This is a genomic window from Halobacteriovorax sp. DA5, assembly GCF_002903145.1.
Classification (GTDB): domain Bacteria; phylum Bdellovibrionota; class Bacteriovoracia; order Bacteriovoracales; family Bacteriovoracaceae; genus Halobacteriovorax_A.
This window is the reverse complement of sequence record NZ_PPDJ01000003.1, coordinates 59145-74844: the sequence shown is the minus strand read 5'-3', so window position 1 is coordinate 74844 and position 15700 is coordinate 59145. Positions and strand designations below refer to the sequence as shown.

15 protein-coding genes are annotated in these 15700 nt (G+C 36.8%); 4 read left to right on the top strand and 11 right to left on the bottom strand.

The genetic code is table 11. The annotated features are described in order from the left end of the window. Positions 1 to 9: 9 nt before the first annotated feature. The 8 genes from C0Z22_RS06970 to lepB all read right to left on the bottom strand — a co-directional run bounded on the left by C0Z22_RS06970 (position 10) and on the right by lepB (position 7497). Positions 10 to 1020 carry an ABC transporter permease subunit gene (locus C0Z22_RS06970; protein WP_103217642.1) on the bottom strand — a complete coding sequence of 337 codons (1011 nt, stop codon included), beginning with the start codon at positions 1018 to 1020 and terminating at the stop codon, positions 10 to 12. Next, positions 1017 to 2042, bottom strand: coding sequence for an ABC transporter permease subunit (locus C0Z22_RS06965; RefSeq protein WP_103217641.1), 1026 nt, complete (start codon positions 2040 to 2042; stop codon positions 1017 to 1019). Before C0Z22_RS06965 ends, C0Z22_RS06970 begins: the two co-directional genes overlap by 4 nt. Positions 2043 to 2056: 14 nt before the next feature. Continuing rightward, positions 2057 to 3706 carry an ABC transporter substrate-binding protein gene (locus C0Z22_RS06960; protein ID WP_103217640.1) on the bottom strand — a complete coding sequence of 550 codons (1650 nt, stop codon included), beginning with the start codon at positions 3704 to 3706 and terminating at the stop codon, positions 2057 to 2059. 122 nt (positions 3707 to 3828) lie between these two features. Next, positions 3829 to 4518, bottom strand: coding sequence for a hypothetical protein (locus C0Z22_RS06955; protein WP_103217639.1), 690 nt, complete (start codon positions 4516 to 4518; stop codon positions 3829 to 3831). Positions 4519 to 4574: 56 nt separating this feature from the next. Continuing rightward, a complete protein-coding gene (locus tag C0Z22_RS06950) occupies positions 4575 to 5258 on the bottom strand; it encodes a bifunctional 2-polyprenyl-6-hydroxyphenol methylase/3-demethylubiquinol 3-O-methyltransferase UbiG (RefSeq protein WP_158246845.1) in 684 nt (227 codons plus the stop codon). Further along, positions 5236 to 5631 carry a hypothetical protein gene (locus C0Z22_RS06945; RefSeq protein WP_103217637.1) on the bottom strand — a complete coding sequence of 132 codons (396 nt, stop codon included), beginning with the start codon at positions 5629 to 5631 and terminating at the stop codon, positions 5236 to 5238. The genes C0Z22_RS06950 and C0Z22_RS06945 overlap by 23 nt, the downstream gene beginning before the upstream one ends. Before the next feature lie 16 nt (positions 5632 to 5647). Next, positions 5648 to 6025 (bottom strand): hypothetical protein, encoded by a 378-nt coding sequence (locus C0Z22_RS06940; protein WP_146037830.1) that lies wholly within the window; start codon positions 6023 to 6025, stop codon positions 5648 to 5650. 707 nt (positions 6026 to 6732) lie between these two features. Beyond that, positions 6733 to 7497 (bottom strand): signal peptidase I, encoded by a 765-nt coding sequence (gene lepB / locus C0Z22_RS06930; protein WP_103217634.1) that lies wholly within the window; start codon positions 7495 to 7497, stop codon positions 6733 to 6735. Positions 7498 to 7637: 140 nt separating this feature from the next. Between lepB and C0Z22_RS06925 the strand changes: the two genes are divergently transcribed. Further along, entirely contained in the window at positions 7638 to 8030 is a 393-nt protein-coding gene (locus tag C0Z22_RS06925) for a hypothetical protein (RefSeq protein WP_103217633.1), read from the top strand. A gap of 17 nt (positions 8031 to 8047) precedes the next feature. On the opposite strand, the gene C0Z22_RS06920 is transcribed toward C0Z22_RS06925, so the two are convergent. The 3 genes from C0Z22_RS06920 to groES form a co-directional block, all read right to left on the bottom strand. Beyond that, complete coding sequence (locus tag C0Z22_RS06920; protein ID WP_103217632.1) at positions 8048 to 8455, bottom strand: response regulator; 408 nt, start codon at positions 8453 to 8455, stop codon at positions 8048 to 8050. Positions 8456 to 8783: 328 nt separating this feature from the next. After that, the gene (groL, locus tag C0Z22_RS06915) at positions 8784 to 10421 is read right to left on the bottom strand and encodes a chaperonin GroEL (RefSeq protein WP_103217631.1); all 1638 of its coding nucleotides are present in this window, start codon (positions 10419 to 10421) and stop codon (positions 8784 to 8786) included. A gap of 31 nt (positions 10422 to 10452) precedes the next feature. Then, positions 10453 to 10740: a co-chaperone GroES gene (gene groES / locus C0Z22_RS06910; RefSeq protein WP_103217630.1), complete on the bottom strand. Its 288-nt coding sequence runs from the start codon at positions 10738 to 10740 to the stop codon at positions 10453 to 10455. Positions 10741 to 10967: 227 nt separating this feature from the next. Here groES and C0Z22_RS06905 point away from each other — a divergent pair, with 227 nt between their 5' ends. The 3 genes from C0Z22_RS06905 to C0Z22_RS06895 all read left to right on the top strand — a co-directional run bounded on the left by C0Z22_RS06905 (position 10968) and on the right by C0Z22_RS06895 (position 15698). Further along, positions 10968 to 12704, top strand: coding sequence for a chloride channel protein (locus C0Z22_RS06905; RefSeq protein ID WP_103217629.1), 1737 nt, complete (start codon positions 10968 to 10970; stop codon positions 12702 to 12704). A gap of 147 nt (positions 12705 to 12851) precedes the next feature. Continuing rightward, the gene (locus C0Z22_RS06900) at positions 12852 to 13985 is read left to right on the top strand and encodes a hypothetical protein (RefSeq protein WP_103217628.1); all 1134 of its coding nucleotides are present in this window, start codon (positions 12852 to 12854) and stop codon (positions 13983 to 13985) included. 222 nt (positions 13986 to 14207) lie between these two features. Continuing rightward, positions 14208 to 15698 (top strand): hypothetical protein, encoded by a 1491-nt coding sequence (locus tag C0Z22_RS06895; protein ID WP_146037829.1) that lies wholly within the window; start codon positions 14208 to 14210, stop codon positions 15696 to 15698. The last annotated feature ends 2 nt before the right edge of the window (positions 15699 to 15700 follow it).

The following is a 15700-nucleotide window of genomic DNA, read 5'->3' as shown; positions in this document are numbered from 1 at the left end:
CCAACCTCATTATTTCATTTTTGGATCTAGTGCGTCTCTTACTCCGTCTCCAATAAGTACGAGTAAGAATAAACTAGTAAATAGTGCAGCTGAAGGATAAACAGCTAGCCACCATGCAATTCTAAAGTTCTGGTGAGCTTGGTTAAGAAGCTCTCCCCAAGAAGGTGTAGGAATTGCAAGACCAAACCCCAGGTAATCAAGTGAAGCAAGACCAGAGATACCTGCAGCAATTGAGAAAGGTGCGAAAGTAATAATCGGACCTAGAGAGTTTGGAAGAATATGCTTAACGATAATACGAGAAGTTGATGCTCCCATACCACGTGCAGCTTCTACGAATTCTTGCTTTCTATTCTTTAAGAACTCACCACGAGCATAGTAACTTACTCCCATCCATCCAAAGATTGATGAGATGAAAATTAGAAGCGTTAGTGTAGGCTTAAAGATCGAAATCATCGTAAGTAGTAATAAGAATACTGGAACCGTACTAAAGATTTCAACAACACGCTGACCGAAGAAATCCACTTTCCCACCAAAGTAGCCCATTACACCACCAAAGAATACACCCATGATAGTTGAAAGAAGCCATACTAAGAAAGCATAAGCGATTGAGTACTTGTATCCATATAGTAGTCGAGTGAATACATCACGACCTCTATCATCTGTTCCCATGATATTTGTCTCACTAGGTGCAGCTGGATATTCATATACATCACGATTTGATTCATATGGGTCCCACTGTACAAGCGGCCATACAACGCTATCCATATCTAAAGTTCTGTAATTCGTAACATAAACGTTCGTAATTCCAAATTCCTTTGGATGATAGTCTTTAAATACAGGAAAGTAAGACTTTCCTTGGTACGTCATATAGATTGGCTTACTATTAGCAATCAACGGTGCCGAAAGTGTTAAAAGTACAGAGAAGAGAAGAAGTACAATAGAAACTACTGCAGACTTTCTTTTCTTAAAACGTCTCCATCTTTTAAGTGTAAGTTCATTTTCAATAAATTTTTCAATCATGAGAAATCAATCCTTGGATCAACAACAGTGTATAGTACGTCACTGATTAGGTTACCTAAGAACATAAGGACAGTTTGAATAAAGAACAGTCCCATAATTACGTTATAATCTCTTTCTAGAAGTGATTGGTAACCAAGTAGACCAATACCATCTAGGTTAAAGATTCTTTCAATAAGAAGAGATCCAGCAAAAAATAGAGATAGGAAGTGTCCGAATCCAGTAACAATTGGAATCAGAGCATTTCTTAAAGCGTGCTTATAGTAAACTTTTCTATCCGCTAAACCTTTCGCTCTTGCTGTACGGATATAATCTTGTGAGATGACATCAATCATCGAGTTTCTCATAAGAAGAGTTAGTACTGTAAACTGTCCTACCATATATGCGATAAGAGGAAGTACAAAGTGCCAAACTCTATCTTGGATTTGCCCAAAGATACTTAAGTCATCATAGTAATCCGAAACAAGGTCTCCAATTGGGAACCAGTCAACAAATGTATCCCCTGCAAAGTAAACAAGAAGTAAGATACCTAGCATGAAAGATGGAATTGAATAAAGGCCAGATAAAACAAACGAAGACACGACATCAAATCGAGATCCACTTTTAACTGCCTTTAGAACTCCAAGCGGGATACACACCAAATACGATAGTATGAATGAGACCAATCCAAACTGAATTGAAACCGGTAGCTTACTCATTACAACGTCCATTACTGGCTCTTCGTATGTAAATGACTCACCAAAATCTAGAGTAGCTAGATTCTTTAGCCAAATACCATAACGAACGTATAGTGGCTTATCAAAACCATATTGTTTCTTAAGGGCCTCAACAACTTCTTGAGATACAGCACCATTATTTGAACTAGTATCAGTTGTCGTTTGACCAACTCCACCAAATCTCATTTGCTGAAGCTTCTGCTCGATTGGAGAACCTGGTGCAAGGTTTACCATCACAAACATAAGGATACTGACCCCGATCAACGTCGGGATCATAATCATTAATCTTCTAAGGATATAATTAAACAAGTCGTCTCTCCTACTTATTTAGCTGGTTTAATCGACCACTTACTTCCGTAACCAACTCCGTAAATATAAGTATCTTTCTCTTTTTGCATACGCTCAGTATGTCCGTAGAAAGTATAACGGTCGTTAAATAGGAAGATATATGGGTAGTCTTCAGCAATTAGCTTGTATACTTTTTTAAGCATTGTCTTTCTTGCTTCTTTATCAAGAGTCAGTTGAGCTTGATCAATTAGCTTATCAACTTCTTTATTTGAGTAAGAAATGAAGTTAGAACCATTGTTAGCTGCTGAATCTGAGTGCCAAATTTGTTTTGGATCCCAATCTAGTGATCCACCAGACCACGCAAGAGTTACAGCATCAAAGTTTCTTTCATCAAGAGCTTTAATGAAAGAGTTCCACTCAATGTATTTTACTTCAATCGCAACACCAGCTTTCTTTGCATCTTGTTGATACATAGTTAAGTATTTTGAGAAAGTTTTAGATGGGTTTAAGATTGTAAAAGCAAGCTTAGTCTTCTTACCATCAATTGTTTTATCAAGAACAGCATCACCGTCTGAATCTTTCCATCCATCATTCTTTAGGATCTTAATTGCTTCTTCAACATTAAAAGGAATCGCTTTAACGTCTTTATTTGCATATTCAGATTGAACGTATAGAGGACCAGTTGCAAGAACAGAATATCCGAAACGGAATTTCTTATTCATCTCTTCACGGTTCATAAGATAGTTCATTGCTTTACGAACTTCTTTTGATTTAAAGATTGGGCTCTTAAAGTTCCAACCAACAAAACCGTAACCTTTAACTGATTTGTTTTCTGTTTTTACTTTTAAAACTTCTTTACCCCATCTTGGGCCATTAGTTTTTTGTTCGTATTCTTCTGGTGAAAGTGAGTTAAAGTCTAAGTCACCTTTTTCAAGTCTCTGAATAGCAACAGAAGACTCATTAATAAATCTCATGAAAATTTCACCATATGAGTAATCATTCTTATAATTATCTGTCTTGTATCCCCACCAGTCTTTATTTTGAACTAGAGAGATACCTTTACCTCTTCTAAGCTCTTTGAAGATATAAGGACCTGTACCAATAAGAGTTTTATTAAGTTCTTTTTCTTCTTCTTCAGTTGGGTTTTCATAAATATGCTTTGGAACGATTGCAAGGTATCCACCACTAGCAATAGACATTAGGTTACCAAAGTACTTTTTGTTGGCCTTAAAACGAATTGTTCTTGGACCTTCAATTACAGCTTCTTTAAAGTTAGCAAAGTAAGACTTCATGTGAGCTGTCTTATACTTGTTTTCTGGATGAGTTACTGCATCAAAAGAGAATTTTACATCTTCAACAGTAAATGGCTTTCCATCATGCCACTTTACACCTTCTCTAATTTTGAAAACAAAATCATAACCATCATTTTCAATTGACCATGATTCAGCAAGACCTGGTTCCCACTCATTTGTATCAATATTTTTGTTAAGAAGACCTTCTAAAACATAACCTTGAACATTTGACGAGTAAGCATCAGTTGATGATAACGGGTTCAGTGTTGTAGGAGTACCACTTAGATTGTAGTAAAAAGTGTTGTTTGATTTTTTAGCTCCACCACTTTTATTACACCCTACTACTGACAATAGAAGTGTACTTAAAAGAAGTAAAAAGATTCCTTTTTTCATAAACTTATCCTTTTTATATTTAGCGAGTCACAATATAAAATTTTACACCAAATGGCTAGAATGCACATTAGGATGTACGCGTTCGTCTGTCTAGATGCTAAAATTATTTACAAAAGAGATAATTATTTTGTGATGTAATTCCTCGGATCCAAAGACCAGCGGTCTTCTTTAAGATTTTTAGACTCAATGCGATATTGTTGTAATTTATAATCGACTTCATTCAATCGTGTTTGAATACCTTCAGTGTTACGAACAAGCTGTTGATGGTCATCTTCGAGTCGACGCAGCTCATCACGCCATTCTTTCTCAAGTTTTTGTCTCAATAAATCATAGCGAGCATTGATCGTTTCGACTCTTTGCGTATAAGTAATTAGGTCTTTTTTATTGCGACTAATTTTTGACTCAAGGGCCAATTTTTTCTTCGCAAGAATTTCAATTAACTCATTACCCATCGCAACATTATTAACAAGATCCTGTGAATAAAAATTATAATAACGCCCCGTCGAAAAGGCAGAGTTACGATTGCACTCGTCATATTTTGGTACTCGTACCAACAAGTAGTGACTAGTTCGGCCCATCACAATGGCCTTACACTTAGAGGATTCTTGATGAAGACCCCAGAGATCGAGTTCATCTAATTTATTAATATATTTGATATTATCAAAATCGACTTTGAAGCGTACGAGTCTTGCGCTTGGTTCAATATGCGAGACTCTCCCAGAAAAATAGCCTAGGTCTTTATTGAATTCGAGAATATTTGCATAACAAACAATTCCACTCAAGAATGTGGCAACTAAGATGAAGTACTTCACTCTCTCCATTGTGCCATATTTAATTATTTTAGATAGTTGCGGGAAAGAGATGCCTTTTATTCAGGCTTTTTAGCAATTATTGATTGAGTTAGCTCGGAGCTTTGTTGTGGCTCTTCATATTTTAGAATTTTAAAATCATTAAACATCGTTAATAGTTCTGCAGGTTTTAAGAAATATGAATCGACACTCTGCTCTTTATATTTCTTCTTATGTGCAGTTGTATACCCTTCATAAATAATAACCCCACCAGGCTTTAGCCACTTTTTAAGTTTATTAGATACTTCACGGTCAACATAATAGAAGCAAATTATCGCATCTAAAGATCCTGCGGCGATTTTTAAATCATCAACAGATTTGTGAATAGTCTTGATACGAACACCAGCTTGTCTTGCAAGCCTTAGTGATTTATCAATTGCCACTGAGCTGATATCAACACCTGTTACTTTATATCCCTTTGTAGCAAGAAAGACCGCATTTCTTCCTTCACCCATCCCAATATCTAGAACAGTAGCTCCTCGAGGTATATGCTGATAATTTTTTGCTAAAAAATTTGCAGGAGACTTCCCATAAATATAGTCGTGCTGAGCAAACTTCTTATCCCAGATATTTGAGGCTTTATCTTGAACTCTTTGACCTGTTAGTAACTCATAACGAGAACCAGATATGCTTTGGCGTGCAAAGGTGTCTTGAAATAAACAAGATAGTAAAATAATGAATTTAAGCAATTGCGCTTTCTTCATGAGTCTCAAGCTCCGCATTTAAATAAAGATTTAGTTGTTCATACTTGTTTTTCACCATTTTTACCATAGCATGGACTTTATCTTCAATAGTTGCGGGCATATCTTCTGTATGCGCGAGGTACCAATGGAGGTCATCCACGGTATTATAGAAATCTTCAAGATTGATAATCAGCTCTTCAGATAAAAGCATTAACTGCGCAACTGTTATCGTTTTAAAATTAGATCTAAAAATGGCATTGAAGTGTTCGCGTGTTCGCTTCATCGATAAGATTTGCAAATACTCTCTTTCGCGGTGAATGATTTTATCTGCAAGTCTAGCAGCATCTTGTCTAAGAATAATAAGTAAGCGACTTACTTCCTTTGAAACTCTCATTCTCTCTCAATCCCTTTTAATACTCAGGTAACTTTGCTCTTCTTCCACCTGGCCAGCGAGAAGAATTTGTCACAAGTTTGCTGAACATTTCTTGTCCCGCACGATCGGCCATACGAAACATACTAACAGGTAGTCTTTCTTGAAAAACTTTTTTTGTTTTTAAGATGGCATCATCATGAGTTATAGCAAATGAACTATACTCAAATAGTGTGATACTTCCCTGTCTAAGCATGAAGTTCATATATCTCTTTAATAATTTATTATAATTAAAAAGTGCACGAATATCTCGGATACAACAAATAACAAATTGATGCTCCTTCATTCTAATCGACTTAAAGTCATCAAGTTTCATTGGAACTAGTTTCATTCCAAATTCTGAAAACACACGAGACATATAAAGAAACTCTTCTCCTAAGGCTCGTTCAAATTGTAAATAGATGACATAGTTTGACTTTCTCACAATGAGCCCATCGGTTCATTGCAAACGTTAATTAAAGATGAATAAGATTGTGGAAAAAATTGCCCTAAAACGTAGAAAGGCCGAGAGCACTCCTTTCTTAAAACCACACACGTTACTCTCGGCCTCTATAAGCTTTGGGTCAAATCATAGGGAGAGAGGGATGTCTCCAAAGCTTATCTATAACTTCCATGTTTTCTTCGTGTCCTTCCGTGGACACTCTAAATAAACAACAACTTTTAAAAGGGGCCTAGAGGTGGTTTGATTAAGCTTCGTGCTTTTTACAATTCTGTTGCCCTTTCCTCTAGGCCCATTTTTCCTGAAAGCGACCTTACATTCATAAGTGTAACTCTCAGTTTCCATAGCAACGTCCTATTGCTAATTCCCAAAATCGTCCTAATCTTGGGGAGGCCCCCTGGCCTCTGGATACTTATATATAAGCAGGTAGCGTGCCAAAATTGACAAATAATAGATTCAATAACTTACAAAAACTTTACAATTGAAGTGTGCAAAATGCCCCACAGGCCGCACTATAGAGAAATCAATGGTCCTACAAAAACAAGCACTTAACATAGGACCAAAAAGGAACTAGTACCAGAGTACTTTCCTTTGTGGCCCCATAGCAAATTTATTGTCAGGAAAATTTAAAGAGATGTACCGATTCGACTTGGTCTAAAGTGGAAAGGTTTATCTGACCAAGGGTACACTAGCGACATCCAAACCATGAATGCCTTACCGCGAATATTCTTTACAGGAACAAATCCCCAAACACGTGAGTCACTTGAATAATCTCTGTTATCACCCATGACGAATACGTGTCCATCTGGAACAGTAACCTTTTCTTGATTTAGATGCCTAAAGAATGTTGGGTTTTCACCAACCGTAAACTTCTTCTCGCCAATTTGTTGATAATAGAACTTCATATCTTCAGGATTAAGAGAAGGCTCTTTATCGTAAAGACCTCTTAGCTCTTGATCTTTTTCACCTTCGATCGCAGTCTTTTCAACTTTCTTACCGTTAATAAATAATTCATTTTCATATACTTCAATCGTATCCCCAGGTAAGCCAATTGTTCTTTTAACAAAAAGGATAGAAGGATTAATTGGATATTCGAAAACAACAATATCACCACGTTCAGGGAGCGATTGCCCACCGATATAAATAGGATTAAAGAACTCCGTAAATGGAACTTTAAACCCGTAAGACATCTTATTAACAACAATTGAATCACCGATAGCATTTGTCGGAAGTAGTGATCCTGTTGGAATGTGGTAGTGGTCAACAAAAGTAGATCTGAAACCAAATACGATTAAAATAATTTTAATCCATGATAGCGCTTCATCTTTAAACCATTGACCTGAAAGAAAAGCAGGTTTCTGCTCCTCAACTTCTTGTGCTTTATTAAACATATTTCCTCACTTTATTAACTTAAAAAATTATAACGAGTTGTCCCTAAAAAGTATAAGGCTAATTGCGTTAGACACTTTGGTTGCACATCCTTTAAAAAGCTGCATAAAATAATATTATTCATATAACTTAGGGAGGAATTATGAAATCAGCTTTAGTTACGATTGTATTTTTATTTTTTACTATTCTAAATGTTAGTGCATCAAGTGAACAAGAAGCATATTTTCCATCACACTGTTCTAATTTTGGAGACAAAGTAAGCTATTCATTCACAAGTTGTATTAATTCAAACTTTAGACGAGCAGAATTCGAAGTACCAAATCTATTCTTACAATATTGCAGCAACTTTGGTGATGACTTAAGCTTCTCATTTGAAAGTTGTGTAAACAATAATTTCAGAAGAATTGAAAGTGAATTAGGAATGTTTCTGAGCCACTGTATGAATATTGGAAGAGGCGTTAGCTACTCTTTCGTAAGTTGTGTGAATCGCAACTTTAGTGACATCAGTTACGAATTAAGAAAACAAGAGCAATAAGAAAAAACTCAAGCGGCTTAAACGGCCGCTTCTATTTTTAAAACAGATTTCATTTTATCTTCTAATACTGTTGCGGAAAAAGGTTTGAGTAAGTAATTATTTGCACCTAATTCAATTGTTCTTCTAATGATTGCAATCGAATTTTCAGAACTAACCATAACGACAGGCAAGTCGGCCATCCTTTCATCAGCTCTAAGTTGGAAGAGAAAATCAAGTCCATCACAGTTTGGCATATGCACATCACAAAAAACTATTTGATAGGGTGAGCCACTTTCATGGGCTTCGATTACTTTTCGAAGTGCCGAAATACCATCAACAGCTTCATTAATATTCTCTACTCCAATATCATTCAAAATACTTTTAACTGATTTTCTAATATAATCGAGATCATCAACAACAAGTGCTTTTATACTTGAATACTCCATGAACTTTCCCCTTAAAGTGAACTCTTTCGTAATAAATATTATATCGGAATCCAATGAAAATTCTTTACGTACTTAAGATAAGCGGTATAAAGCATTGAAAACTAGAGTCCTTAAATGGGATGGGTTTGAAAATAGGCGCCTTGAAGAGTTGGCTTTTAACTAGTCACTCTCAAAGAAGCAAGTAGTAATATAAAAAAAGCCTGCATAAAAGCAGGCTTATTTTTACTTAAGTGAGTCCCCTCGCGCTGGGGCAAATCGGTGAGATAGGCATTCCAAAAGATGGGCGCCTACCCCGCATCAAATCTTAGCTTCGCTAAGATGCTGCGGGTTACATCATACCAGGCATTCCGCCCATTCCACCCATTGGAGGCATCGCTGGACCGTCTTCCTTAGGAATATCAGCAATCATTGTTTCAGTTGTAAGCATAAGTCCTGCAACTGAAGCAGCATTTTGAAGTGCTGAGCGAGTAACCTTAACTGGATCAATAATACCAGCAGCGATTAGGTCTTCATATCTCTCATCACGTGCGTTGAAACCATATTTTGCATCTTCGTTCTTCTTAACTTCGTTAACAACAACAGAACCTTCAAGTCCTGCGTTTGTAGCAATTTGTCTAAGAGGAGCTTCAACAGCTCTTTGAACGATTTTAATTCCGTGCATTTCTTCTTCTCTATTTGCTTTAAGATCTGCAAGAACTTGAGCAGCTTTAACAAGAGCAGAACCACCACCAACAACAATACCTTCTTCAACAGCAGCTCTTGTTGCGTTTAGTGCATCTTCAACACGGTCTTTCTTTTCTTTCATTTCAGTTTCAGTTGGAGCACCAACGTTAACAACTGCAACACCACCAGAAAGCTTAGCAAGTCTTTCTTGTAGTTTCTCTCTGTCATAGTCAGAAGTTGTTTCTGCAATTTGTGCTTTAATTTGGTTAACACGTGCTTCAACAGCAGCTACATCACCAGCACCATCTACGATAGTTGTATTTTCTTTATCAATTGAAATTTTCTTAGCCGAACCTAAGTGCTCAAGAGCAGCTGTCTCAAGGCTCATTCCTAGTTCTTCAGAAATTACAGTACCACCAGTAAGTGCTGCGATATCTTTAAGCATTTCTTTTCTTCTATCACCGAATCCTGGAGCTTTTACAGCTGCAACATTCAGAGTTCCTCTTAGCTTATTAACAACAAGAGTTGTAATTGCCTCACCTTCAACATCTTCAGCGATGATTAAAAGTGGTCTTGAAGTCTGAACAGCTTTTTCAAGGATTGGAAGAAGTTCCTTCATGTTAGAAACTTTCTTATCAGTGATTAGGATATTTGCATTATCAAAAGAAACTTCCATTTTCTCTGAGTTAGTTACAAAGTATGGAGAAAGGTAACCACGGTCAAATTGCATCCCTTCTACAACATCTAACGTTGTTTCAGCTGTTTTTGACTCTTCAATAGTAATAACACCATCTTTACCAACTTTATCCATCGCTTCCGCTAGAAGTTTTCCGATTTCATTGTCATTGTTAGCTGAGATTGTACCAACTTGTTCAATTTCTTCGTTAGTCTTGATTTCTTTTGCAACAGCTCTTAATTCAGAAACGATTTTCTCAACAGCAGTATCGATTCCTCTTTTAAGATCCATTGGATTGTGACCAGCAGTTACAAGCTTAGCACCTTCCGTATAGATTGCTTGAGCAAGAACAGTTGCAGTAGTTGTACCATCACCTGCGTCTTCGTTAGTCTTTTGAGCAACTTCTTTAACCATTTGAGCGCCCATATTTTGAAAGTTATTTTCTAATTCGATTTCTTTTGCAACAGAAACACCATCTTTTGTGATGTGTGGAGCACCAAATGATTTTTGGATTACTACGTTTCTCCCCTTTGGTCCAAGAGTTACTCTAACTGCATTTGCAAGTTGATTAACACCTTCAAGGATTAGTCCTCTAGCTTCTTCTGAATACTTTAATTCTTTTGCCATCTTTTTATCTCCTGTATATTAATCAATTTGATTAAACTAAAATTCCTAAAATATCTGATTCTTTCATGATTAGATACTCAACACCATCAAGCTTTACTTCACTTCCAGCGTATTTACCAAAAAGAACCTTATCACCTTCTTTAACAGCAAGTTCTGCAACAGAACCATTGTCTAGACGGTATCCTGGCCCAACAGCAATAACTTCACCTTCACTTGGTTTTTCTGAGTTGTTATCTGGAATGTAGATACCACCAGCTGTCTTTGTTTCGTTTTCAATTCTTTTGATTAGAACTCTATCTTGTAATGGTTTAACTTGCATAAATCCTCCAGTTAAATACATTTTTTATTTATTTCACGTTTGTTTATACATAAATTGGGAGTGAACGGATACATGTCAAGGTCTGCCACCTAGAAAAAATCATATTTTTTCACATTTATATTGGCGCAAGGCAGAATTTCTCTTTCCGTAAGGTTAAAATTGTGAGATATTGCGAAAAATTAGTCAGTTAACTTATCTTTATAAGGAGTCGCTCCGATAAACAGCATATGAAACTAAAGTTTAATGAAAAACTTTTAGGTAAATTCCTGCAAAATGAGACTGCAGAAGAGAGAACATTTTTTGTCCTTACGCTCATTACAGGTGTTTCATCAGCTCTTATCGCCGTTGGTCTTCAAAAAGGTGTTCACTGGATTCAACATATCCTTAAAACAGATACTACATTTACATGGCAATCCGTAATTCTTGGTGGAATCGCCCTTTTTATTTCTGGTTGGCTAACGACTCGTAGATTTCCATTCTCTGAAGGTTCGGGAATCCCAAAAGTTCGTGCGGCCTTAGTCGTTGATCACGGAAGAATCAGTTTAAAAGATACATTTGCAAAAGCAGTAACAACTCTGCTTGCTCTTGGCTCTGGTGTCTCTCTAGGAAGAGAAGGTCCAACAGTTACTATCGCCTCAGGTGTTGCCTCATGGCTTGGCTACTCATTTCATATCTCTAAAAAGAGAGTGAAGGCCCTTGTTGCAGTTGGTGCAGCTGGTGGTATTGCAGCAGCATTTGCAACTCCGATATCAGCAGTGGTTTTTACATTAGAAGAAGTTGTTGGTGACCTCAACGCAAAAGTTCTTGGTTCAATTGTTATTTCTTCAGTTGTAGCCTCAATCACTGGACAGATGCTAACTGGCCAACATCATATGTTTGAGCAGCTTTACTATAAGATGCACGACCATCGTGAACTACTTTTCTATTTATTAATTGGAATTAGCTGTGCTTTTATTGGCCCTCTTTGGATGAAGTCGGTTTTAGCATTTAGAGAATTCAATCGAAAACATATGAAGAGTCATAAGCTTACTTATATGATGATTGTTTTTCTCATTATTGCACTAATGACTCAGGTACATTCAAGTGTCATTGGAAGTGGACATGGAACTTTAGAAGATACATTGCTTTCACTAATACTCGATCCAAAAGTTTTATTTCTAATGTTTTGTTTGAAGTTTCTTGCGACTTCCCTTTGTTATTCGGCAGGAATTTCAGGTGGTCTTTTCATGCCAACACTTTTAATGGGAGCAACATTAGGAAGTTTAATTGGTTCACTAGCAAGTGTTTTCTTTCCAGAGATTACAACGAACACGGGTGCATATGCACTAGTAGGAATGGGAGCTTTCTTTGTTACAGTTATTCGCGCTCCGTTTACTTCTATCTTAATCGTGTTTGAATTAACAAGAGACTACAATATTATTTTGCCACTAATGATTGCAAATATTATTGCCTATATGCTCTCTTCAAAACCGACACAAAATGAATCTATCTACGAACAAATCTCAGCACAAGATGGTATACACTTACCAACACGAGATGACCTTGAAGTGCTTGATCAGTTACATGTAGAAGATGCAATGATAAAAGATATCGTTACATACGGTGCTACTTTAACAGTAAGTGAAACACTAAAAGATATTCAAAAATATAATCCAGACCTTCAAGGTTTTCCTGTCTTAAAAAATGGAAGACTTCTAGGAATGATGTCGACTTCAGAACTTAAAGTACAACTTGCTAAAGGTAACGGTGATGTAAAAATTGAACACTGTTGCGAAAAAAAGATTATAAAAATATATCCAGATCAAAGTTTATACATTGCCCTTCACAGACTTAAAAGGTTCCAAATCTCCCGTCTACCGGTCGTTTCGAGACTTGACGAAAAAAGAATCATTGGAATTCTTACGCCGAAAGATATTGTAAAACAATTCGGTTATCAAATCACAGAATCGAAAGAAAATGATTAAATCAGTTAACCTTTTCTTAAAAGCCGGTTAATTAAGTACAAATTCAGGCCTTCCACCCTTGACCCCTCTCGACTTTCAAAAAATCGGTTGTTACAAATTTGTCATCAATATTTTTTGTCTAACAACCTAACTAAAAAGGAGAGGGTAATGAAAAAATTACTACTAGCTTCGGCTCTTTTTATGGGAGCCTTCTCGACGCAAGCGGCGAGAGTTCAATTCGACTTTGATGTTTATTCTTCGGGAGCATCAATCTATCCATGTAACGCTGGTTTAAAGCACAAAAAGCACAGAGGTGTTTTCTGCTACAACCCAAAAACTTTAAGATCATGTGATCCAGGATCAAGAGGTGGCCATGGTGGTTATCCTTTCCTAGAAGGACTTATCGCTGAAGGTGGTAACGGCGGTTACGGTGGCTCAAATGGCGGTGGCCAAGACTGTGGACCAGATGGAACAAATTGTGATTGCGTATGTGCTGGTGATCTAGATGGAAGAAATGAAAATACTCTAGATACAGTACGTGGTAAAATCACAAAATGGACTGATCACGGAGATCGTTCTCACCACAGCTTCTCGCTTGAGAAAACAGCTGGTGAGTATGACTACCACAGCCTACTTTCTTACAACGAGCAATTCAACAAGAGACTTAAAGAACTATCATTCAACCTAGGTTCAGAAATGTATGGTGCGAAGTACTTTGTTGATATCTGTTTCCGTGCAACACAAATTGACTACGGTCAAAGACCAGACTACCTAGCAGAGTCTTCAGAAGACAGATTTGATTTCATCGTACCTGAAGAAATCAGAGATGACTATGTAGTAGGTATGCCAGAGTCATTTGGTAGCATCGACAACCCACTGTACAAATTCGAAAGAAAAGTTACAGTAACAGACATCGCAGGTTCTAACACTAACGGTGACTGGGATCTAAACGAAGATGACGTTATCTGGTCAGAAGAAAGTTACCAATCAGCAGCTCAACTTGCTGTTAAATCAGGAATTTTCTGTAAAGACAAAGATGGTGACTTCGTTCAAGTTTACGGTGGATCAGGAAACCCTTCTGCTCAAATCGACCTATCTTCAAACTCTGTTGTTGAATTCTTCAAGCGTTATGCAGCAGCTGACCTAAGAGGTTGTGTTGTTCGTTACGAATTCGAAGAGAATGCAAGATATGCAAACAAAACAGTTGATAAATTCAGAAGATGGAAAATGCAAGCTGCAAACATCTGTACTGATACAGCTATCACTAACATCCAAGGTCACGATCACGACTACGGATACTAATCTCAATTTTTAAATACTGCAGGGTGGTTTTCCACCCTGCCTTTACTAAGTGAAGAGATGTGCGGGGGAAAAATGATTTACAGGGGCTTAATACTATTATTTTTAACATTTAATACTCTTGCCTGCTTAATTGCATCGGCACCAAAGAATATTAACATTTCGATTTCTCCACTCAGTAAAGGTCTGTATATCTATGATGAGGCTGGGGTAAAAAAAGATGATATGCCAAACATACTAGCTTCCAACTGTATGACGGCGGCAACAAACAATCACTATACAATGATTACAGTTGGTATAGAAAATTACGTTCTAACAGATAAATTTCTAACATACAGTATTAACGATAGTGTTACATATGGTTCAAAAGATTTTTGCCGAATTGAAAATCTTGAAAATACATATGGAACAACCAAAGATGAAAGAGAACAACGATTATTAGGTCGTCGTCGAATTATGAATCGCTGTTTAGAGTTTGAAGTGAATGACGTATCAGCAACAGGTATCGATTTCCCAAAATCACAATCAGGTTGTAAAGTAACAAGAATTGATGAAAACTCAGCTAGGTTTCAAGGTTACTACTGTTTCTTCAAACCAAAAACTGACTCTGCCTATATTATTAAACCTATTATTAACGAAGCTTGTTTAACAAAAGATTTTTACACAGAAAATGAATTTGAGCTTCAAGATATATTAGCTTCAATTGGTGTCTATGTTTCAGGAGATGCAACAGGACGATCAACTGAACTAAAATATATTAATGACTTTAAATTAAGAGTAAATCAATCACCAGAAGGATTATTAACGGTAAATAAAACAGTTACACCGGAAGAGCCAAAGTTTCCAACAAAGTGGCCTGTAAACGATATTCAACTGGGACAACTATACTTAACAACTTCAGCAGATGCTAAAAACAATGCCTACTTCGGAGTACCGTTATTTGTAAGAAATACATGTGAGAAAAAATGCGAACCAGGGAAGCTATGTACGGCACCTTGTAATTATACGCAACCAGTAGCCGCAGAATTTGTTCTTACTCAGCTAGCTGGCAATGGTAAAAAACACTATGTAACTTCTTGGTTTGATGGAGGTATCGCACCAGCAAACTGGACAGGCCTAATAAACGGAATTGGTACGCAAATTACTTCTAATTATTTTGAGATTGGAAAGAATTATGAACTAGAAGTAATCCTCGATGATCAAGAATATAATTTTATGATGTTCAAGGGCCGTATTAAATCACGCCTAACTTTGAGACCGACAACAATACCTTCTATTAATAGAGAAGGACGAACAATTGGTGAAATTTCACCATTTGCAAAAGTTGAAGTTTTAAAGACACTACCGACTTATCCAGTATTTGATACGATTAAATTTACTGGGAATAGCCACTTAGGTGTAATGAATACTGTTAATTCAATTAGCCGTGTATTCGACGACCCAGTTTGGCCACCATACTTTTCAGACTACTGTATCGAGGGATCATGTGTCTTAATGAAAGATCACAAGCTAAGACTGAAATTAAAATTCAAGATAACGAAAGATGAAAAGACTGGAGAGCTGCTTTCAGAAGTCTTTGAATACCAAAAAATAAGTAATGTTCAAGATAACAAGACAACAAACGAATACAAAGCACCATATTTTACTTGTACTCCTCCAGGGAAGGACCCAACGGACGATGACAGTGATGATGATTTTGGGGATATTGATTTTTAGTC

Excerpts from the sequence above, each read along its gene's own strand:
- groES (WP_103217630.1), bottom strand. The coding sequence starts at position 10,740 with ATGCAAGTTAAACCATTACAAGATAGAGTTCTAATCAAAAGAATTGAA.
- C0Z22_RS06940 (WP_146037830.1), bottom strand. The coding sequence starts at position 6,025 with ATGTCTCGTGTGTTTTCAGAATTTGGAATGAAACTAGTTCCAATGAAA.
- C0Z22_RS06945 (WP_103217637.1), bottom strand. The coding sequence starts at position 5,631 with ATGAGAGTTTCAAAGGAAGTAAGTCGCTTACTTATTATTCTTAGACAA.
- groL (WP_103217631.1), bottom strand. The coding sequence starts at position 10,421 with ATGGCAAAAGAATTAAAGTATTCAGAAGAAGCTAGAGGACTAATCCTT.
- C0Z22_RS06895 (WP_146037829.1), top strand. The coding sequence starts at position 14,208 with ATGCCAAACATACTAGCTTCCAACTGTATGACGGCGGCAACAAACAAT.
- lepB (WP_103217634.1), bottom strand. The coding sequence starts at position 7,497 with ATGTTTAATAAAGCACAAGAAGTTGAGGAGCAGAAACCTGCTTTTCTT.
- C0Z22_RS06905 (WP_103217629.1), top strand. The coding sequence starts at position 10,968 with ATGAAACTAAAGTTTAATGAAAAACTTTTAGGTAAATTCCTGCAAAAT.
- C0Z22_RS06970 (WP_103217642.1), bottom strand. The coding sequence starts at position 1,020 with ATGATTGAAAAATTTATTGAAAATGAACTTACACTTAAAAGATGGAGA.
- C0Z22_RS06920 (WP_103217632.1), bottom strand. The coding sequence starts at position 8,455 with ATGGAGTATTCAAGTATAAAAGCACTTGTTGTTGATGATCTCGATTAT.
- C0Z22_RS06925 (WP_103217633.1), top strand. The coding sequence starts at position 7,638 with ATGAAATCAGCTTTAGTTACGATTGTATTTTTATTTTTTACTATTCTA.
- C0Z22_RS06960 (WP_103217640.1), bottom strand. The coding sequence starts at position 3,706 with ATGAAAAAAGGAATCTTTTTACTTCTTTTAAGTACACTTCTATTGTCA.
- C0Z22_RS06950 (WP_158246845.1), bottom strand. The coding sequence starts at position 5,258 with ATGAAGAAAGCGCAATTGCTTAAATTCATTATTTTACTATCTTGTTTA.
- C0Z22_RS06900 (WP_103217628.1), top strand. The coding sequence starts at position 12,852 with ATGAAAAAATTACTACTAGCTTCGGCTCTTTTTATGGGAGCCTTCTCG.